The 18,888-nt window shown below is 67.2% G+C and carries 15 protein-coding genes and 5 tRNA genes; 4 read left to right on the plus strand and 16 right to left on the minus strand.

What is annotated here, in order from left to right:
• Positions 1-3: 3 nt before the first annotated feature.
• The 8 genes from rplK to RZA67_RS12350 form a co-directional block, all read right to left on the minus strand.
• Positions 4-432, minus strand: coding sequence for a 50S ribosomal protein L11 (gene rplK, locus RZA67_RS12315; RefSeq protein ID WP_004145248.1), 429 nt, complete (start codon positions 430-432; stop codon positions 4-6).
• A gap of 245 nt (positions 433-677) precedes the next feature.
• Positions 678-1,238, minus strand: coding sequence for a transcription termination/antitermination protein NusG (gene nusG, locus RZA67_RS12320; RefSeq protein WP_317213021.1), 561 nt, complete (start codon positions 1,236-1,238; stop codon positions 678-680).
• A gap of 10 nt (positions 1,239-1,248) precedes the next feature.
• Positions 1,249-1,662 (minus strand): preprotein translocase subunit SecE, encoded by a 414-nt coding sequence (gene secE / locus RZA67_RS12325; RefSeq protein WP_317213022.1) that lies wholly within the window; start codon positions 1,660-1,662, stop codon positions 1,249-1,251.
• Between the two features lie 49 nt (positions 1,663-1,711).
• A tRNA-Trp gene (locus RZA67_RS12330) sits at positions 1,712-1,787 on the minus strand.
• A 100-nt stretch (positions 1,788-1,887) separates the two neighbouring features.
• On the minus strand, positions 1,888-3,078 hold the full coding sequence (gene tuf / locus RZA67_RS12335; protein ID WP_317213023.1) for an elongation factor Tu: 1,191 nt from the start codon (positions 3,076-3,078) through the stop codon (positions 1,888-1,890).
• Between the two features lie 39 nt (positions 3,079-3,117).
• Positions 3,118-3,193 (minus strand) — tRNA-Thr (locus tag RZA67_RS12340).
• Between the two features lie 49 nt (positions 3,194-3,242).
• Positions 3,243-3,316, minus strand: a tRNA-Gly gene (locus RZA67_RS12345).
• Between the two features lie 26 nt (positions 3,317-3,342).
• Positions 3,343-3,428: transfer RNA gene (locus tag RZA67_RS12350), tRNA-Tyr, on the minus strand.
• A gap of 461 nt (positions 3,429-3,889) precedes the next feature.
• Here RZA67_RS12350 and RZA67_RS12355 point away from each other — a divergent pair.
• Positions 3,890-7,120: an autotransporter outer membrane beta-barrel domain-containing protein gene (locus RZA67_RS12355; RefSeq protein ID WP_317213024.1), complete on the plus strand. Its 3,231-nt coding sequence runs from the start codon at positions 3,890-3,892 to the stop codon at positions 7,118-7,120.
• A 602-nt stretch (positions 7,121-7,722) separates the two neighbouring features.
• On the opposite strand, the gene ychF is transcribed toward RZA67_RS12355, so the two are convergent.
• The 8 genes from ychF to RZA67_RS12395 form a co-directional block, all read right to left on the minus strand.
• Positions 7,723-8,814: a redox-regulated ATPase YchF gene (ychF, locus tag RZA67_RS12360; protein WP_317213025.1), complete on the minus strand. Its 1,092-nt coding sequence runs from the start codon at positions 8,812-8,814 to the stop codon at positions 7,723-7,725.
• Between the two features lie 119 nt (positions 8,815-8,933).
• Positions 8,934-9,512 carry an aminoacyl-tRNA hydrolase gene (pth, locus tag RZA67_RS12365; RefSeq protein WP_317213026.1) on the minus strand — a complete coding sequence of 193 codons (579 nt, stop codon included), beginning with the start codon at positions 9,510-9,512 and terminating at the stop codon, positions 8,934-8,936.
• 59 nt (positions 9,513-9,571) lie between these two features.
• Entirely contained in the window at positions 9,572-10,192 is a 621-nt protein-coding gene (locus tag RZA67_RS12370; RefSeq protein WP_317213027.1) for a 50S ribosomal protein L25/general stress protein Ctc, read from the minus strand.
• A gap of 112 nt (positions 10,193-10,304) precedes the next feature.
• Positions 10,305-11,264, minus strand: a complete 960-nt coding sequence (locus RZA67_RS12375; RefSeq protein WP_317213028.1) for a ribose-phosphate diphosphokinase — start codon at positions 11,262-11,264, stop codon at positions 10,305-10,307.
• Positions 11,265-11,471: 207 nt separating this feature from the next.
• Positions 11,472-11,548, minus strand: a tRNA-Gln gene (locus RZA67_RS12380).
• Positions 11,549-11,559: 11 nt separating this feature from the next.
• Entirely contained in the window at positions 11,560-12,417 is an 858-nt protein-coding gene (gene ispE, locus RZA67_RS12385; RefSeq protein WP_317213029.1) for a 4-(cytidine 5'-diphospho)-2-C-methyl-D-erythritol kinase, read from the minus strand.
• Positions 12,414-13,067 (minus strand): lipoprotein insertase outer membrane protein LolB, encoded by a 654-nt coding sequence (lolB, locus tag RZA67_RS12390; RefSeq protein WP_317213030.1) that lies wholly within the window; start codon positions 13,065-13,067, stop codon positions 12,414-12,416. The genes ispE and lolB overlap by 4 nt, the downstream gene beginning before the upstream one ends.
• Positions 13,064-14,764 carry a tetratricopeptide repeat protein gene (locus RZA67_RS12395; protein ID WP_317213031.1) on the minus strand — a complete coding sequence of 567 codons (1,701 nt, stop codon included), beginning with the start codon at positions 14,762-14,764 and terminating at the stop codon, positions 13,064-13,066. The genes lolB and RZA67_RS12395 overlap by 4 nt, the downstream gene beginning before the upstream one ends.
• Before the next feature lie 63 nt (positions 14,765-14,827).
• Between RZA67_RS12395 and hemA the strand changes: the two genes are divergently transcribed.
• From hemA to RZA67_RS12410, 3 genes are read left to right on the plus strand one after another with little or no spacing between them, the layout of a single operon-like run.
• Complete coding sequence (hemA, locus tag RZA67_RS12400; protein WP_317213032.1) at positions 14,828-16,111, plus strand: glutamyl-tRNA reductase; 1,284 nt, start codon at positions 14,828-14,830, stop codon at positions 16,109-16,111.
• Positions 16,089-17,174 (plus strand): peptide chain release factor 1, encoded by a 1,086-nt coding sequence (prfA, locus tag RZA67_RS12405; RefSeq protein ID WP_317213033.1) that lies wholly within the window; start codon positions 16,089-16,091, stop codon positions 17,172-17,174. Before hemA ends, prfA begins: the two co-directional genes overlap by 23 nt.
• Positions 17,171-18,883 (plus strand): tetratricopeptide repeat protein, encoded by a 1,713-nt coding sequence (locus RZA67_RS12410; RefSeq protein ID WP_317213034.1) that lies wholly within the window; start codon positions 17,171-17,173, stop codon positions 18,881-18,883. The genes prfA and RZA67_RS12410 overlap by 4 nt, the downstream gene beginning before the upstream one ends.
• Positions 18,884-18,888 lie beyond the last annotated feature (5 nt).

The following is an 18,888-nucleotide window of genomic DNA, read 5'->3' on the forward strand; positions in this document are numbered from 1 at the left end:
TTCTTAACCCTCCACCACGAGGCCCATGGAACGGGCAGAGCCAGCGATGGTACGCACGGCGGCGTCCAGATCGGCGGCAGTCAGATCCGGTTCCTTCGCCTTGGCGATCTCTTCCAGCTGCTTACGGGTGACCTTGCCGACCTTCTCGGTGTTCGGGCGCTTGGAGCCCGACGAGATGCCAGCAGCCTTCTTCAGCAGGGTGGTGGCCGGGGTGCTCTTGGTGATGAAGGTGAACGTACGGTCCGAGTAGGCCGTGATGATCACCGGAACCGGCAGACCCGGCTCGAGCTTCTGCGTGGCGGCATTGAAGGCCTTGCAGAATTCCATGATGTTCAGACCGCGCTGACCCAGCGCAGGACCGACCGGCGGCGAGGGGTTGGCCTGACCGGCCTTCACCTGCAGCTTGATGTAACCGACAACTTTCTTTGCCATGAGTATGCTCTCCGGGTGCTAGCGCCTTGCGACAACAGGCTCCCCATCGGACCGGGAATCACGCGTCCCGGCATCGCGTTTTTTAACAGAAGCGTGCCAGCGGGCTGACAGCAAGCCGCGCACTATACCAGCTTTTTTCGCCACGCGCCTGAAGGCCGGCATGAACGGACAAAACCGGGCGAGGCCCGGTTCTGCTCTGGCATCACCGGACGTGCCGGCGATGCGGGGGCCGCAGCCCCAGGTCCTCAGACCTGCTTTTCGACCTGGCCGAACTCAAGCTCGACCGGCGTGGCGCGACCGAAGATCAGCACCGAGACGCGCAGACGGCTCTTCTCGTAGTTGACCTCTTCGACAACACCGTTGAAATCGTTGAACGGACCGTCGGTGACGCGCACCATCTGACCCGGCTCGAACAGCACCTTCGGACGCGGCTTTTCGACGCCTTCCTGGACGCGGTTGAGGATGGCCTCGGCTTCGGAATCGGCGATCGGCAGCGGACGGTCGGCGGTACCGCCGATGAAGCCCATCACGCGCGGCGTCTCCTTCACCAGGTGCCAGCTTTCATTGTCGATGCGCGGAATACCACCCTCTTCGTGGGTCTCGATCTGGACCAGCACGTAGCCGGGAAAGAACTTGCGCTCCGACCGGCGCTTCTGGCCAGCGCGCATCTCGACCACTTCTTCGGTCGGGACCAGCACGTCACCAAAACGCTCTTCCATGCTGTCGCGCGCGATGCGGTCGCGAAGAGCCTGGGCGACGGACTTTTCAAAGCCCGAATAAGCATGCACCACATACCAACGCTTCATGGGTTTCTCCTTACCGGCCCAGGAACCACTGGGTCAGTTTCTGAATGACGAAGTCAAACCCACCCAACAGCAGACTCAGGATGATCACCACGACGATCACCACCCAGGTCATGCGAATGGCTTCCTGGCGCGTCGGCCAGACCACCTTGCGCAGCTCAAAACGCGATTCGGACAGGAACTCGCGGGTATCGCGACCCTTGCCCGAGGTCATGAACACGCCGATGCCGCCCACCAGGCCGACAATGACGGCCAGTGCGCGGATCTGACCGGACCACGAGCCCAGCTGGGCTGCGCGACCGGAATCTGCAGAGAACCAGAACCACACGAACAGTCCCGCCAGCACCAGCAGGGATGCAATGACGTACTTGAAGATATCACCACCGTTGGCGGTGTTTTCCTTGGAGTGTTCGATCTTGCTGTTCATCCGGCTCAGGCTGCTTGAGCGGCTTTGGCCGCTGGGAAAGGTGGGCAGATGGCACGCCAGGAGGGACTCGAACCCCCAACCTGCGGTTTTGGAGACCGCTGCTCTGCCAATTGAGCTACTGGCGTACGTTGAATTGTGCCTTCCCTTAGACGGCGAAGGCGGACCGGGGTTTCCGGCCCGCCATCCGCGAGACCGACAGTGGACTAGACCGCCGGTACTGCAGAGTTACTCGATGATGTTGGCAACCACACCGGCGCCGACGGTACGGCCACCTTCGCGGATCGCGAAGCGCAGGCCGGAGTCCATGGCAACCGGGTTGATCAGGGTGACAACCATCTTCACGTTGTCGCCCGGCATCACCATCTCGACGCCTTCCGGCAGTTCAACAGCACCGGTGATGTCGGTGGTGCGGAAGTAGAACTGCGGACGGTAGCCCTTGAAGAACGGCGTGTGACGGCCACCTTCGTCCTTCGACAGCACGTACACTTCGCCGTCGAACTTGGTGTGCGGCTTGATCGAACCCGGCTTGGCCAGCACCTGGCCACGCTCGACGTCGTCACGCTTGGTGCCGCGCAGCAGCAGACCGGCGTTGTCACCTGCCTGGCCCTGGTCCAGCAGCTTGCGGAACATTTCCACGCCGGTCACGGTGGTCTTCTGCACCGGACGGATGCCGACGATTTCGATTTCCTCGCCGACCTTGATCACGCCGCGCTCGATACGACCGGTCACCACGGTGCCGCGGCCCGAGATCGAGAACACGTCTTCGACCGGCATCAGGAACGCCTTGTCGACGTCACGCTCCGGGGTCGGGATCCAGCTGTCGAGGGCATCGACCAGCTTGATCACGGCCGGCACGCCGATGTCGCTCTGGTCGCCTTCCAGCGCCAGGCGGGCCGAACCCGAGATGATCGGGGTGTCGTCGCCCGGGAAGTCGTACTTGCTCAGCAGCTCGCGCACTTCCATTTCGACCAGCTCGAGCAGCTCGGCGTCGTCGACCATGTCAGCCTTGTTCAGGAACACGACGATGTACGGCACGCCGACCTGACGCGACAGCAGGATGTGCTCGCGGGTCTGCGGCATCGGGCCGTCAGCGGCCGAGCAGACCAGGATCGCGCCATCCATCTGCGCAGCACCGGTGATCATGTTCTTGACGTAGTCGGCGTGGCCGGGGCAGTCAACGTGGGCGTAGTGACGGGTGGTGGATTCGTATTCGACGTGCGCGGTCGAGATCGTGATACCACGAGCCTTTTCTTCCGGCGCGGCGTCGATCGCCGAGTAGTCCTTGAACTCACCACCGAAACGCTCGGCACCGATCTTGGTCAGTGCGGCGGTCAGCGTGGTCTTGCCGTGGTCGACGTGACCGATGGTGCCGACGTTGACGTGCGGCTTGGTGCGCTCGAACTTACCCTTGGCCATGGCTGCTTATCTCGAATTCGTCTGATGTGGTGCTGAAGATGGTGCTCACGAAAGGAATCGAACCTTCGACCTCTTCCTTACCAAGGAAGTGCTCTACCGACTGAGCTACGTGAGCCAAGTTTTGCATTATGGCATGAACTGGATAATATTCAAAGTTCACTCAATGGAGCGGGAGACGGGAATCGAACCCGCACCATCAGCTTGGAAGGCTGAGGTTCTACCATTGAACTACTCCCGCACCGGGAATGTGCCACAACATGAAACTGGTGGAGGGAGGTGGATTCGAACCACCGAAGGCGTAAGCCAGCAGATTTACAGTCTGCCCCCGTTGGCCGCTTGGGTATCCCTCCTTACCGCCCCGTTCCGAGCCGCCGAAGCGGTGCGTTGCGTGGTGGTGAGCCCGCAATTCTGCTGATCGGAGGGGGGTCTGTCAACACTCTTTTTCACTTTTTTCACGCGTCGTCGCAAAGCCATTGATACGCAAGGCGTTTGCGCTGGTACTGCCTGGTCGACCGGGTCTGTCATCCGGCCCTCACCACTCTGACTGCGCGGAATCCGGGAAGATATCCGGCGTCCTGACGCATGCGGGGTGGTGGTGGCGCGGCGGACCGTCGTTGCTGCGCCGCGTACCGCCGTCCTCGCGGCTGGACATGGGGCCCGAGGCGATCCGCGTCACACGGCAAGCGCGGCGTGGTGCGCGCTACCCCCAGACCACGCTCACACTTGTCAGGAAATAGGCTGCGTCCGATAGGTGATTCACCGCCCCACTGTCGTGCTGCTTGATCGCCAACGATCATGGAGACCCGCTGCAATGCCCCTTCCCTGCCCCACCGGCCACACACTGAGGCCGCGCCCTGTCGTGCGCCTGTTGCCGCTCGCCCTGGCCATGGCGCTGCCCGCCGGCGCCGCCACCCATACCGGCCCGATCATCGTCGAAGAAGGCGAGCAGCGCCGCTTCGAGGGGGACCGTGTCGTGCTGGACCAGAACGGCACCGCGTTGCTCGTGCGCGGCGACGGCAGCCAGCTGACGCTGAGCACGTCCACCATCGCCGTTGGCGCCGAGGAGGGCGCGGCGCTGCGCGTGCACGCCGGGGCCGACGCTGCCCTGCAGGACACGGAGATCGACATGGGTACCAGCCGTGGCGCTGCGCTGCAGGTCAACGGTGCCGGCAGTACGCTGCGCGGCGAGGGCGTACGGATTCACGGCGGCACGGCGACCGGCAATGCACTGATCAGCGCCAGTGCCGGTGGTGTACTGAAGTTGCAGGGCAGCACGATTCACAGCGGTGGCCTGCTGCTGCAGGCGCTGGGTCAGGACAGCAGGCTGGGCCTGGACGGGGGTGCGATCACCGGCATCGGGGCCACCCGCCTGGAAGCCAGCAACGGCGGCGTGCTGGAGCTGCGCGACCTGGCCATTGACCTGGCCGGCAGTGGCCGCGAGCCGTTCAGCGGGCTCGCCGCCCGCAACGGCGGACGCATCGTGCTGGACAACGTACAGCACGCCAACGGCATGCTCAGCGTCAACGGTGGCGAGATCGTGCTGCAGAACAGCCAGGCGGAGCAGGCGGCCGCCGTGCTGCTGGGCAGCGCAGCGCAGCCGAGCACCCTGCGGCTGGAGAACAGCCGCCTGAGCAGCGACGCTGCCGATGTCGTCAACGTCAACAACCATGCGCAGCTGCTGGCGCGCGACAGTGTGATCAACCTGACGCCCGATGGCGCTTCTTACCTCCGTTTCCGCAGCGCGGTATGGCTGGCCGCCGACACCTCCCGCGCCGTCCTGGAGCGCAGCACCATCAACGTACACGACCGCGCGAACAGTGGCATACGCCTCTACGGCGGCGAGGCCACCCTCATTGACAGCACGATCGTGGTGCACGACCCGTGGAGCGACGGCATCGTCGCGACCGGCTCGACCGGGGCCACTGGCAGCCGCGTCAGCGTGGACGGCGGCCGTATCGAGCTGCGAGGCGAAGGCAACACCGGCGTCTTGATCGCCGGCAGCTCGACACGCGCGCGGCTGGACGGGCTACGTATCGAGGGCAGCGCTGCAGGCGGCACCGGGGTGTACCAGTTGAACGGTGCGACGGTCGAAACAAGCAGCGGTCTGGACATCGAACTGACGGGCACGGAGGCCGGCGGTTGGGATTCGTCCTACTCAGTGGCCGGTGACTTCATCAGCAACGCCACACTGGATGACGCTGACATCGATACGCCGCAAGGCGTCGCTTTCTTTGTGGACGGCAACAGCCATCGACTGGATCTGCGCGGCAGCCGGATCAATCAGCGAGGACGCCGTGGTGCGCTGCTGACAGTGGCCGATGGCCTCGCTGCCGATGACAGCATCATCCCGACCGACACGGTCGACTTCAACGCGTCCTCCAGCCAGCTCCTCGGTAACGTGTTTCTCGCCAGCGAGACGGCGGCACTGAACCTGCAGTTGACTGACGGCAGCCACTGGCAGGGCGCGCTGGTCAATCTGACCGACAACCGGAACAGCACGCTGACCATCTCGCGCGACAGCCGCTGGACACTGACGGGCGATTCGTCGGTGGGCACGCTCACCCATGCGGGGACGATCGATTTCGGCGCCGCGCACGATGCGCCGTTCCACCAGCTCACGGTGCACGGTGACTACCACGGCCAGGACGGCCTGCTGCTGCTCGACACCCGGTTGGAGGGCGACGACGCGCCCAGCAGTCGCCTGCACGTCGAAGGCGACAGCACGGGCAGCGCCCGTATCGGCATACGCAACGCCGGCGGCCGTGGCGCGGCCACGGTGGAAGGCCTGCGCGTGGTGCAGGTGGACGGCCGTTCCGATGCGACCTTCACCCTGCAGGGCCGCGCGGTGGCGGGTGCTTACGACTATTTCCTGCACCAGGGCAGCACCAGCGCACCACAGGATGGCCACTGGTACCTGCGGTCGTCGCTGGTCGATGAAGGGGGCGACAGCGGGCTGATCGAGCCACCAGAGGAACGTAATGGCGACAGTGGAATCCCGCCTGAGGGAGACACCATCGCCCCGCCGGACGACACCGGCAATGAAGAACGACCGACCCTGCCGCCCACCACCGGACAACCGCAGGTGCTGCGCCCCGAGGCCGGCGTATGGGCAGCCAATCTCGGCGCGGCGATGAGCCTGTTTGACCTCACCCTGCACGAGCGCAGCGGCGATGCCGACCTCGGTGAGCGGGGCCACACCGACGGCGACCGGCAGACGGCCAGCTGGGTACGCGGCTGGCAGCGCAACACCCGCAGTACGCTGGACAACCAGCTGCACAACCAGAGCCGACAGCACGTGCTGCAGGTCGGCACCGAGCTGCTGCGCTGGGGCAACGACGCGCGCAGCGGCGCCGGGGTGATGCTGGCCACCGCGCACAGCCAGCAGCAGGTGCGGTCCTCGGGCTCCGGCATTGGAGCGCAGGGACTGGTGCGAGGGCGCAGCGTCGGTGCCTACGCCACCTGGCGTGCCGATGCCGCCGCCAGCGACGGTCTGTATGTGGATGGCTGGGTGCAGGCGGCACAGCTGCGCAGCCGCGTGCAGGGCGACGCACTGCCCGCAGAGCAGACGCGCAGCCGCGGGCTGTTCGCGGCGATCGAAAGCGGACGCAGCGTGACCGTGCACGAGCGCGGCGCCCACGCGGTGTTCCTGCAACCACAGGTGCAGATGCTGTACGGGCAGCTGCGTCCGGCCCAGGAGAACCACGTGGAGGACAACGGCACCGTGGTGCGCCTGCGCACCGAGCGCCAGCTGCGCAGCCGGATCGGCCTGCGGCTGCATGGCCGCACCGCACTGGAGCAAGGCGCCATCGTGCAGCCGTTCCTCGCCTACGACTGGACGCGACGACATGGCAGCGCCGCAGGCGTATGGATGGACGAGGTGCAGATCACCGGTGGCCAGCCGCGCGACGTGCAGCGACTGCGCGCCGGTATGCAGGTGCAGGTGACCCCGCAGCTTGCCGGATGGGGCGAACTGCGGCTCGAACATGGCAGCGGCGGCCAGCGCGGCCAGGCCGCCCTGATCGGCGCCCGGTACAGCTGGTAGCCGACAGCCCACATCGGTAGGTGACGACCGTTGGTCGTCACGCCTCGGCGGCCCAGCGCGGCGTCATTGCGACCTGACCGTAGCGCCGGGCTCTGCCCGGCGAGCGCGCAGCGCGGCTTCATGCGATCTGGCCGGAGAGCTGCCGGGCAGAGCCCGGCACTACGCGGCGTCCCGGCATCGGGGTTTTCCACATCGGGCGTGGGCAGCGACGCGGACAACATGTGGATAAGCGGCGCAGAACGCTGCGCTGCAACCGATCCAATGACGTGGCTGTTTTTTCGCCATTGCCACTCCGTCCTGTGTCGGGCGGTTTTCCACACCCGGAGTGGACCGGCATGGGCATTACATGTGGACAACCGGGTGTAAACCTTGTGCGGCAACGCGCGCGCAGCATGGTGATTTTTTGTCCAGTTCAACCATCGCGCAAACATGGTGAAAAAAACACCATGGGTGGCAGACCTTGCCCACGCATGCTCTGCCCCGCTTATCCACAGTATTTCCGCGCGACACTCCACATGTCCTGTGGAGAACACCGGGCCAGGGCCAGAACGACGACGCCCCGCACGAAGGCGGGGCGTTGTGGACCACTGCAGCGTCGTGGATCAGACGTTGAAGCGGAAATGCAGAATGTCGCCTTCCTGCACGCGGTATTCCTTGCCTTCCAGACGCAGGCGACCTGCTTCCTTGGCGCCGGCTTCGCCCTTGTACTTGATGAAGTCGTCGTAGGCGATGGTTTCGGCGCGGATGAAGCCCTTTTCAAAATCGGTGTGAATCACCGCCGCGGCCTGCGGCGCCGTGGCGCCCTTGCGCACGGTCCAGGCACGCACTTCCTTGACGCCGGCCGTGAAGTAGGTCTGCAGGCCAAGCAGGCTGTAGGCGGCGTTGATCACGCGGTTCAAGCCCGGCTCGGTCAGGCCCAGATCGGCCAGGAAGGTATCGCGGTCTTCATCGTCCAGCTGCGACAGCTCTTCTTCGATCGCCGCCGACACCGGCACCACCTGCGCGCCTTCGGCAGCGGCACGGGCACGCACTGCGTCCAGATGCGGGTTGTTCTCGAACCCGTCTTCCAGCACGTTGGCGATGTACATCACCGGCTTCAGCGTCAGCAGGAACAGGTCGCGGACCAGCGCCTTCTCTTCGTCATCCAGACCCGCTGCGCGACCGGCCTTGCCGTCGGACAGCGCAGCCTGCAGCTTGGCCAGCACCGGCTTGCGCGCTGCTGCGTCCTTGTCACCGCCCTTGGCCGCGCGCTCGGCACGGTTGAGCGCCTTCTCCACGCTGTCCAGATCGGCCAGCGCCAGCTCGGTGTCGATGGTCTCGATGTCCGAGATCGGGTCGACCTTGTTGTTGACGTGGATCACATCGGCGTTTTCGAAGCAGCGCACCACGTGGGTGATCGCATCGACTTCGCGGATGTGGGCCAGGAACTTGTTGCCCAAGCCTTCGCCGCTGGCGGCACCGGCCACCAGGCCGGCGATGTCGACGAACTCCACCGCGGTCGGGATGACCTTCTGCGGGTTGATGATCGCCGCCAGCTCATTGAGGCGCGGGTCGGGCACCGGCACGATGCCGACATTCGGTTCGATGGTGCAGAACGGGAAGTTGGCCGCGGCGATACCCGCCTTGGTCAGTGCATTGAACAGGGTCGACTTGCCGACGTTGGGCAGACCGACGATGCCGCATTTGATACCCATGGTTGACAGCTCTCCGGGGTGAAAGTGATTGGTGAAGCAGCGCGCGCGCCGCTTGGCCAATCCGTCTCGGGTGACAGCACCGGCATTGCCGGGCAGAACGCACGCCTCAGGACGCCGGTCTATTTCGCGGTATGCAGGCGCTTCATTGCTTCGTTGAAATCACCCTGCACCGCCAGTGGCAGCACGTCGATCGCCTCGTCGATGGCGCGCTCGATCAGGATCTCATCGTCCTTCGAGGGCCGGCCGAGCACCCAGGGCACCACACGGTCCTTGTGACCGGGATGACCGATACCCACGCGCAGACGATGGAACCGACCATGACCCAGCAGGCGGATGGTATCGCGCAGTCCGTTCTGACCGCCGTGGCCACCATCGAACTTCAACCGGATGGTACCCGGCGCCAGATCCAGTTCGTCGTGGGCCAGCAGGGTTTGTTCCGGTTCGATCTTCCAGAAACGCTGGGCGGCGGTAACCGACTTGCCGCTGAGATTCATGAAGGTGGCGGGCTTGAGCAGCCACACCGGCTGGCCAGCGATCTCGACGCGGGCGGTTTCACCGAACAGCTTGCTGTCCAGGCTCCAGCGCGCACCGGCTTTTTCCGCCAGGGCCTCAACGAAATGAAACCCGGCATTGTGCCGGGTCCGGGCGTGTTCCGATCCGGGATTGCCCAGACCGACGATCAGTCGCAGTCCTGCCATTGCCTCTTCCTGCTACATGCAACAACGGCGCCTGCCCGGGGGCAGGCGCCGCGAGCGCATTACTCGGCAGCCGGTGCTTCTTCGGCGTCGGCAACGTCTTCCTTGCCATGCTTGGCGGTGACGATGGCGTCGTCGTGGTCCTTGCCCAGGGCCAGTGCCGGGATTTCAACACCCTTCGGCAGCTTGATGTTGGACAGGTACACGATGTCGCCGGCGTTCAGCTCGGCCAGGTCGACTTCGATCGACTCCGGCAGGTCCTTCGGCAGGCAGGTGATGGTCACTTCCTTCAGTTCGTGGGTGACCACGACGTCGGCAGCCTTGCCAGCCGGCGAGGTGTCTTCGTTGATGAAGTGCAGCGGCACCGAAGCGGTCAGGGCTTCGTTTTCGTTCACGCGCTGGAAGTCCAGGTGCATGATCAGCTGCTTGTACGGGTGACGCTGCAGGTCACGCAGCAGCACCTTCTGCACCTGGCCGTCCAGGTTCAGGGCCAGGATCGAGGAGTAGAACCACTCGTTCTGCTGGGCCAGCCAGATTTCGTTGTGGTCCAGGCTGATGGCCACCGGCTCGGCGTTGCCACCGTACACGATGGCCGGGATCACACCAGCGTGACGCAGGCGGCGGCTCGCACCCTTACGCTGCAGTTCACGCTTGGTGACCTTGATTTCATGGGTCTTCGACATTTTCGACTACTCAGGTTGTTGCCTCGCCCTGCGGCTTGGCGGTTGAAGATGCTTCCGCGACCAGAAGCACCCGGGATATGCCCCCCGCCGTTGCCGGCAGAGGGCAGTGAGATCAATCGACGTACAGCGAGCTGACCGACTCGCCGAAGGCGATGCGGCGCATCGTCTCGGCCAGCATTTCCGCCACGCTGAGCTGGCGGATCTTGCTGCAGAACCGCGCCGCGTCCTTGAGCGGAATGGTGTCGGTCACCACCAGTTCGTCGAGCTGGGAATTGGTGATGTTGTCCACCGCCGGGCCCGACAGCACCGCGTGGGTGCAGTAGGCGGCGACCTTGAGCGCACCGCGCGCCTTGAGGGCAGCGGCAGCGGCGCACAGGGTGCCGGCGGTATCGACGATGTCATCGACCATCACGCAGGTCTTGCCTTCCACGTCGCCGATGATGTTCATCACCGTGGAGACGTTGGCGCGCGGGCGGCGCTTGTCGATGATCGCCAGGTCGGCGTCGTCCAGGCGCTTGGCCACCGCACGGGCACGCACCACGCCACCCACGTCCGGCGACACCACGATCAGGTTCTCGGTGCCGTAGGCGCGCCAGATGTCGGCCAGCAGCAGCGGCGAGGCATACACGTTGTCGACCGGGATATCGAAGAAGCCCTGGATCTGGTCGGCATGCAGGTCGACCGTCAGCACGCGATCGGCACCGGCGGTGCTGAACATCTTGGCGGCCAGCTTGGCAGTGATCGGCACGCGCGAGGAGCGCATGCGGCGGTCCTGACGCGAGTAGCCGAAGTACGGCACCACGGCGGTGACGCTGGCCACCGATGCGCGCTTGAGCGCGTCGATCAGCACCAGCAGTTCCATCAGGTTCTCGGCGCTGGGCGCGCAGGTCGGCTGGATCACGAACACGTCCTGCTGGCGGACGTTCTCTTCGATCTCCACCTGCACTTCGCCGTCGGAGAACTGCGAGACCAGGCACTTGCCCGGGCGGACCCCCAGCTCCTTGCAGATGTTCTGTGCGAGGCGTTTGTTGGCGTTGCCGGAAAAGACCAGCAAATTGGGGGACTGTTGCATGTGGTGTGTCTCGGGCGGGGGCGAGTGGCGAATGATCTGGATTACAGCAGGGCCGATAACGGCAGGCGTCACCATGACCCCTGCTGCCGACAACAATGCAGTTGCCTGCGCATGCCACCCACGTCCCTGAACCACCGGGCGGGCCCGGTGCTTCCTGGGTTGCCAGGCCCGATGTCCCGGGTCCGGCACGGCTGGCACAGCCGCTAGTGGCAGGGGCGGTAGGATTCGAACCTACGAATGCCAGGATCAAAACCTGGTGCCTTGGGCCTCTTGGCGACGCCCCTGCATCGTTGAATCAGTGTCGCTCGAGTGCATCCAGCAGGGGCGAACGCGCAGCGCCCGCCACCACCCATGCCCGCAGCTCCTTCGGCAGCTTCGCCCTGCCCTGCTCGGCCGCAGCCAGCGAGGGAAACTCGACGAAACAACCTCCTCCAGACCCGGTCAGCCGCGCTGCACCAATGTCGCTCAACGCCCGGAGCACCGCCTCCACGGCAGGCTCCCGGCGGCGCAGCACCGGTTCAAACGCATTGCCGAGCAAGGACCCGGAAGCGAAGTCGGCTATTTTCGCCGCTGGGGTGTCCCGCGTCAAATCCGGCGATGCGAACAGCGCCGGCGTGGGTACGTGCACCCCCGGGTCGGCCAGCACATACCAGGCCGGTGGCAGGGCGATCGGCTGCAGCTGCTCGCCCACGCCCTCGGCCCAGGCATTGTGCCCACGCACGAACACCGGCACGTCCGCGCCCAGCTGCAGGCCCAGCGCCGCCAGCGCGTCCACATCCAGCCCGGCCTCCCACAGCCGGTTCAGCGCCACCAGTACGGTGGCTGCGTCGGATGAACCGCCGCCAAAGCCGCCACCGGCCGGAATGCACTTCTCGATGTGGATATCAACGCCGCGTTCAGCTCCACTCGCCTGCTGCAGCAACTGCGCGGCGCGCACGGTGAGGTCATCGGCCTCGGCCACGCCGGGCAGCGCCCCCCCTACCCTGCATACGCGCGCGTCGTCGCGCACGGCCAGACCGATCCGGTCGCCCCAGTCCAGCAAGCGGAACACGGTCTGCAGCAGGTGGTAGCCATCGGCACGACGGCCGGTGACGTGCAGGAACAGATTCAGCTTGGCCGGCGCCGGCCACCAGGACAACGAAGACGCACTCATGCCTGCGGCAGGTCCCACTGGTCGATGACCACACGCACCCGCGCGGCGCCGCGGCTGGCCTCCATCCGCCGCGGCAGTGCCGGGTTGCCATTCTGCGCCGGGTACCACTCCATGTACTGCACGTCCCAGCCATCCTGCTGCAGGTGGCGGGGACGGCCGTCGGCATCGCGCTGCAGGCCGTTCTCATCCACACCGGCCAGCACCAGGCCACGCACCCAGTCCGGCAGCTGCGCCACGGGCACGTCCCAGCCGGTGGCCTCCAGCAGCAGTTGGCGTGCATCGGCGCCGTCGCGGGGGCCGTCGCCGAGGCCGTCCAGACGGCCGCCGCCGGCACCATCGCCCTGCAGCACCCAGCTCTGCCGGGTGACCGGCGCGCTCAACTGCACCTGGTACATCGGGCCCTGCTGGTCCCAGTCGATGCGGCCGCTGCCGCCCTGGCGGCCGTTGCTGACCGCCACCCGGCCCTGGAAGCGCCAGTCGGGCACAGCGCGCAGCGTCTGCACGCGGGCGGCTTCGGCGCGCTCGGCCGCCGGCGAGACACTGTAGGCCACGGCCGGCGGCGCGGTTTTCTGCGACCCCACCGAGGTGCAGCCGGCCAGGGCCAGGGCCAGCACCAGCAAGGCGGATGAACGAGTGAACGGCTGGGTCATGGATTGAAGGTCTCGCGGACGCGCTGCAGCGCGCGGTTGTCCGGCTCGAGCCGGTTGGATTGTTCGAAGTAGTCGCGGGCCTCATCCCTACGCCCCATCACCCACAGCACTTCGCCGACGTGGGCAGCCATTTCCGCATCCCTGGACAGCTGGTAGGCGCGCTTGAGCTGCACCAGCGCCTCCTCGTTGCGGCCCAGGCGGTACAGCACCCAGCCATGGCTGTCGATGATCGCCGGGTTGTCCGGCTCGGCCACCCGCGCCCGGTCGATCAGCTCCAGCGCCTCGCGGTAGCGGTGGGTGCGGTCGGCCAGGGTGTAGCCGAGCGCGTTCAGCGCGGCCACGTTTTCCGGCTCGGTGACCAGGATCTTGCGCAGGTCGGCCTCGGCACGCGGAATGTCATCGCGCCGTTCCCAGGCCAGTGCGCGGGCGTACAGCAGCGCGTTCTCGTCCGGGTAGGCGGCCAGTCCGCGCGCCAGTGCATCCAGCTCGCCAGCGGCATCGTCGGCGCGCAGGCGCAGCTCGGCCTCCAGCAGATAGGCATCGCGACGCACCTCATCATCGACGCTGGCGTCGGACTGCATTGCATGCACTTCGGACAGGGCCAGATCCTGCCGGCCCAGCAGCGCCTGCGCATTGGCCGCGCGCAGGCGCGCCTCGCTGCGCTCCTCGCCGCCCGGCACGCTGTGGTACCAGTCCACCGCCTCGGCATAGCGCTTGAGATACTCGGCGATCTTGCCCAACAACAGGCGCTGGGCCGGGTCGGGCTTGCTGGCGGTGCGCGAGAACTCGCTGTACAAGGCCGCCAGACCTGCAGTGTCGCCCTGTTTGGCCAGCAGCGAAGCCCGCATGCCGAAGCTCTGCACGTCCTGCGGCCCAGTGGACAGCACGCGCTCGGCGGCACTGGGCTCGTTCATGCTGTCGTAGGCGATGGCCAGTGCGTTGCGCAGGTCGACATCACCGCGCACGCGCGGCTCCAGCCCGGCAAGCAACGCGCGCGCCTCATCGCCGCGCCCGGCCTGCTGCAGCTGGCTGGCGTGCAGCAGCGCCACCCGCGGCTCGTCAGGGAAACGGCGCACCACCTCATCCACCATGCGCCGCGCCAGCGCCGGGCGCTCCATCCGCAGCGCCAGCCGCCCGAACTCCTGCCACGCCTCGATCTGCGGCGGAATCGCATCGGCAGTGACCAGCGCATCGAGCACGTCGGCCGGCGTCGCCGGGTCCTGGCCGCCGCCAATGAGTGCGGCCAGCGCGAACTTCCAGCCGCGCGGGTCGGGATCGCGCAACAGCGCCTCGAGCTCACGCTCGGCCTGGTCGACCTTGCCCTGGCGTATGGCCAACGCCCCGGCGGCACTGCGCATGGCCAGCGAGCGCGGGGCGCGCTGCTGCCACAGCGCCAGACCCTGCACCGCACGGACATCGTCATTGGCGAGCATGGCGATGCGGGTGGCCCGTTCGGCCAGGCCGGCATCGTCGGTGCTGGCTTGAGCGGCGCGCAGGTAGTCCGCCGCCGCCTGTTCCAGCTTGCCCGCCTGCAGGGCAAACTCACCGGCGAGCGCAGGCTCGAGCGAAGGCTCCAGCGCGGCCTCCGCCTGGGTCAGCGCGCGGGCAGCTTCCTGCCCGGTCACAGGGGCGGCGGAGGCCGACAGGGCGGCCATTCCCAGCAACAGAACACTGGGGATGCGAATCAATGCGGGCATCGGCGGCATTGGGGCCTTAAAATGTCTTCCAATGGCCAGCAGCTTATCGCAAGCAACTGAACAATGACCCTGTGGGTGCTCGGACTGAATCACCAGACGGCGCCGGTGGAGCTGCGCGAACGCGCGGCCTTCGCCGGTGACGCATTGCCGCGCGCGCTCGGTTCGCTGCGCGATACGCCGCAGATCGCAGAGGCCGTGCTGCTGTCCACCTGCAACCGCACCGAGCTGTATGCCGTGGCCGACGACGCGCAGACGCTCAACGCCTGGCTGCGCAGCCAGGCGGGCGAGCTGGACGGCTACCTGTACCAGCATGCCGACGCCGAGGCCGTGCGCCACCTGTTCCGGGTGGCTACCGGGCTGGACTCGATGGTGCTGGGCGAGCCGCAGATCCTGGGCCAGGTAAAGGATGCCTGGTCCACCGCGCGAGGACATGGCCTGCTCGGCCAGCGCCTGGACCGCCTGTTCCAGCAGACCTTCTCGGTGGCCAAGCGCGCCCGCACGGATACCCAGGTCGGTGCCAACCCGGTGTCGGTGGCTTCGGCCGCCGTGCGCCTTGCACAGAACGCCTTTGCCCGGCTGGATGATTCCACCGTGCTGCTGGTCGGTGCCGGCGAGACCATCGAGCTGGCCGCACGCCACCTCAGCGAAGGCAAGGTGCGCCGCCTGCTGGTGGCCAACCGCACGCTGGCCAACGCGCAGGAGCTGGCCAGCCGCCATGGCGGCGTCGCGCTGCCGCTGGCCGAACTGGACCGGCATCTGGCCGAAGCCGATGTGGTGTTCTCGGCCACGGCCGCGCGCGAGCCGGTGATTCACCGTGACACCGTGGCGGCCGCGCTGCGCGCACGCCGGCACAAGCCGATGCTGCTGTTCGACCTGGCCGTACCCCGCGACATCGAAGCCAGCGTCGCCGAGCTGTCCGACGCGTTCCTGTATACGGTGGACGACCTTGAGCGGGCCGTCGAAGACAATCGTCGCGGACGCCGCCAGGCCGCCGAAGAGGCCGAAGCGATCATCGACCTGCAGGTCGCGCGTTTCGTCGAGACCCTGCACGCCGATGCACACCAGGCGCCGCTGCGGCAGCTGCGGGCCTTTGGCGAGGCCACCCGCGCCGAGCTGCTCGAGCGCGCCCGCCAGCAGCTGGCCAACGGCAAGCCGGCCGAGGAAGTGCTCGACCAGCTGGCGCACGGCCTGACCAACCGCCTGCTGCACCCGCCGACCGCCGCCCTGCGCGCCGCCGCACTGAGCGGCGACGCTGAACTGACCCGCGCCGCCGAGCGCCTGTTCCCGGCCACGCCGGGCTACCGACACCGCACTGTGAGAGCCGATGACGCCGACCCTGCGCCGTAAGCTGGAAGCGCTGGCCGAGCGCCGCGAAGAACTGCAGCACCTGCTGGCCGATCCCGAGGTGGTGGCGGACAACGGCCGTTTCCGCGATCTTTCCCGCGAGTTCGCCCAGCTCGAACCGGTGGCGGCCGCGCTGGCCGACGAAGCCCGTGCCAAGGCAGATCTCGCCGCTGCGCTGAGCCTGCGTGACGACCCCGAACTGGCGGACATGGCAGAGGAAGAAATCGCCAGCGCCACCGCGCGGCTGCTCGAGCTGGAGAACACCCTGGCCCTGCTGCTGGTGCCGCGCGACCCGCGCGATGAGGCCAACCTCTTTCTGGAAGTGCGCGCCGGCACCGGCGGCGACGAAGCGGCGATTTTCGCCGGGGATCTGTTCCGCATGTACGCCCGCTATGCCGAGCGTCAGGGCTGGAAGGTCGAAATCGAGTCCGACAGCCCCGGCGAACACGGCGGCTACAAGGAAATCGTGGCCCGCGTGGTCGGCCGTGGCGCGTTCTCGCGCCTGAAGTTCGAGTCGGGCACCCATCGTGTCCAGCGCGTGCCGGCCACCGAGTCGCAGGGCCGCATCCACACCTCGGCGGCGACGGTGGCGATCATTCCCGAAGCCGAAGAAATCGACGACATCCAGATCAACCCGGCCGAGCTCAAGGTCGACACGTTCCGCTCCTCCGGCGCCGGTGGCCAGCACGTCAACAAGACCGAATCGGCCATCCGCATCACTCACCTGCCGACCGGCGTAGTGGTGGAATGCCAGACCGAGCGCAGCCAGCACGCCAACCGCGACAAGGCGATGAAGCGGCTGAAGGCGCAGCTGCTGGAGGCGCAGCGGCAGCGTCAGGATGCGGCGCAGGCCGAATCGCGCCGGCTGCAGGTCGGCAGCGGCGACCGCAGCCAGCGCATCCGCACCTACAACTTCCCGCAGGGGCGGATCACCGACCACCGGGTAGAGGGTCTGACCCTGTACGACCTGCCCAACGTGATGACCGGTGACCTTGATGCCCTGCTGCAGCGGCTGACCCAGGAACACCAGGCCGATGCGCTGGCTGCGCTGGCCAACGGCGCATGAGCCTGTTGGCCGGCACCTCACAGCGGCATCAGCTGCAGCAGGCGGTCCGCCGCCAGCCCGGCGACTTCATTGCCTGGGTGATGCTGGCCGATGCCGAACTCGAAGCGGGCGATCTGCGCGCCGGCGAGCAGGCCGCGCGCCGCGCCCTGCAGCTGCGTCCACATCATCCCGAGGCGCTGGCCCGGCTGGGCCGGGTGGCCTGGATGGCCGGCGTGCATGCCGATGCGGTGCAGCTGCTGCGGCAGGCGGCGGCGGCGGCGCCGCAGCACCCCGGGATCGCGCTGTGGCTGGGGCATGTGCTGGAGGACGCCGGCCAGCCCGAGGAGGCCGCGCGGGCTTACCGCCGTGCCAACACGCTGCAGCCCGACCAACCCTATATCGCCGCCCAGCGTCTGGCCTGGCAGCGCCGGCTGTGCGACTGGCACGAGGTGGACCGCCTGTCCGGGCAGGTGCGCGCGGCGGTGAGCGCTGGCCAGGGCGCGGTCGAACCGTTCGCCTTCCTCAGCGAAGACGCCAGCGCGGCCGAGCAGCTCGCCTGCGCGCGGCTGCGGGCCCAGCAGCTGGCCGGGGTGCGCGCGCTGCCGCCCGCCTCGGTGCGCGCCAGCGGCCGCCTGCGCATCGGTTTTCTGTCCAACGGTTTCGCCGCCCACCCCACCGGTCTGTTGACGGTAGCCCTGTTCGAACAACTGCAGCACGATCCGCTGCTGGATGTGCACCTGTTCGCTCTCAACGCCGACGATGGCAGCCGCATCAGCCAGCGGCTGGCGGCAAGCACCACCCTGCATCGGGTCGATGGGCTGCGGCATGCCGAGGTCGCGGCCCGCATCCGTGGTACCGGCATCGACATCCTGTTCGACCTGCGTGGCTGGGGCGGCGGTGGCGCGCCGGAAGTGCTGGCCCAGCGCCCTGCCCCGCTGCAGGTGAACTGGCTGGCCTACCCGGGCACGTCCGGTGCGCCGTGGATCGGTGTGGTCCTGGCCGATGCGTTCGTGCTGCCGGCCGCGATGGAACCCCATTTCAGCGAGCGCGTGCTGCGCCTGCCGCGCGCGTTCCAGCCGTCGGACACCACCCGTGTGCTTGAGCCGCCACCGAGCCGCGCCGAGTGCGGCCTGCCGGCGCAGGGCGTGGTGTTCTGCTGTTTCAACAACAGTTACAAGCTCAACGCGCACAGCATGGGACGTGCCTTCGCCGTGCTGCACGGCGTACCCGGCAGTGTGCTATGGCTGCTGTCCGGACCCGGCAACGCCGACCAGCGCCTGCGCGAGGCGGCCGCTGCCGCGGGCCTGGACCCGGCACGGCTGGTGTTCATGGCCAAGCTGCCACACCCGCAGTACCTGGCACGCTATGCATTGGCCGACCTGTTCCTCGACACCCACCCCTACAACGCCCACACCACCGCCTCGGACGCGCTGTGGGCCGGATGTCCGGTGCTGACCTGCCCGGGTGCGACGTTTGCCTCACGCGTGGCGGGCAGCCTCAACCACCATCTCGGCATGACGCACATGAACGTGACTGATGATGCGGCCTTCATCGCGCACGCCACCGAGCTGGGCAATGCGCCTGCGGCGTTGCAGGCGGTACGCGCCGAGCTTGCGCAGGCGCGCGCCGACAGCAGTGTGTTCGACATGGCCGGCTTTGCCCGCGATCTGTCGGCGCTGCTTCAGCAGCTGGCCGGCGAGCATGGCTGGACGCGCGCCGTCCCGCACTGACGGTC

Origin of the sequence: Stenotrophomonas sp. C3(2023) (genome assembly GCF_032911385.1) — a bacterium.
Taxonomy (GTDB): domain Bacteria; phylum Pseudomonadota; class Gammaproteobacteria; order Xanthomonadales; family Xanthomonadaceae; genus Stenotrophomonas.

What these genes read in the sequence shown, in the direction of transcription:
- hemA (WP_317213032.1), top strand. Translation starts at nt 14,828, where the DNA reads ATGACCCTGTGGGTGCTCGGACTGAATCACCAGACGGCGCCGGTGGAG.
- ispE (WP_317213029.1), bottom strand. Translation starts at nt 12,417, where the DNA reads ATGAGTGCGTCTTCGTTGTCCTGGTGGCCGGCGCCGGCCAAGCTGAAT.
- RZA67_RS12410 (WP_317213034.1), top strand. Translation starts at nt 17,171, where the DNA reads ATGAGCCTGTTGGCCGGCACCTCACAGCGGCATCAGCTGCAGCAGGCG.
- RZA67_RS12375 (WP_317213028.1), bottom strand. Translation starts at nt 11,264, where the DNA reads ATGCAACAGTCCCCCAATTTGCTGGTCTTTTCCGGCAACGCCAACAAA.
- lolB (WP_317213030.1), bottom strand. Translation starts at nt 13,067, where the DNA reads ATGACCCAGCCGTTCACTCGTTCATCCGCCTTGCTGGTGCTGGCCCTG.
- tuf (WP_317213023.1), bottom strand. Translation starts at nt 3,078, where the DNA reads ATGGCCAAGGGTAAGTTCGAGCGCACCAAGCCGCACGTCAACGTCGGC.
- RZA67_RS12355 (WP_317213024.1), top strand. Translation starts at nt 3,890, where the DNA reads ATGCCCCTTCCCTGCCCCACCGGCCACACACTGAGGCCGCGCCCTGTC.
- pth (WP_317213026.1), bottom strand. Translation starts at nt 9,512, where the DNA reads ATGGCAGGACTGCGACTGATCGTCGGTCTGGGCAATCCCGGATCGGAA.
- RZA67_RS12370 (WP_317213027.1), bottom strand. Translation starts at nt 10,192, where the DNA reads ATGTCGAAGACCCATGAAATCAAGGTCACCAAGCGTGAACTGCAGCGT.
- RZA67_RS12395 (WP_317213031.1), bottom strand. Translation starts at nt 14,764, where the DNA reads ATGCCCGCATTGATTCGCATCCCCAGTGTTCTGTTGCTGGGAATGGCC.
- rplK (WP_004145248.1), bottom strand. Translation starts at nt 432, where the DNA reads ATGGCAAAGAAAGTTGTCGGTTACATCAAGCTGCAGGTGAAGGCCGGT.
- prfA (WP_317213033.1), top strand. Translation starts at nt 16,089, where the DNA reads ATGACGCCGACCCTGCGCCGTAAGCTGGAAGCGCTGGCCGAGCGCCGC.
- nusG (WP_317213021.1), bottom strand. Translation starts at nt 1,238, where the DNA reads ATGAAGCGTTGGTATGTGGTGCATGCTTATTCGGGCTTTGAAAAGTCC.
- ychF (WP_317213025.1), bottom strand. Translation starts at nt 8,814, where the DNA reads ATGGGTATCAAATGCGGCATCGTCGGTCTGCCCAACGTCGGCAAGTCG.
- secE (WP_317213022.1), bottom strand. Translation starts at nt 1,662, where the DNA reads ATGAACAGCAAGATCGAACACTCCAAGGAAAACACCGCCAACGGTGGT.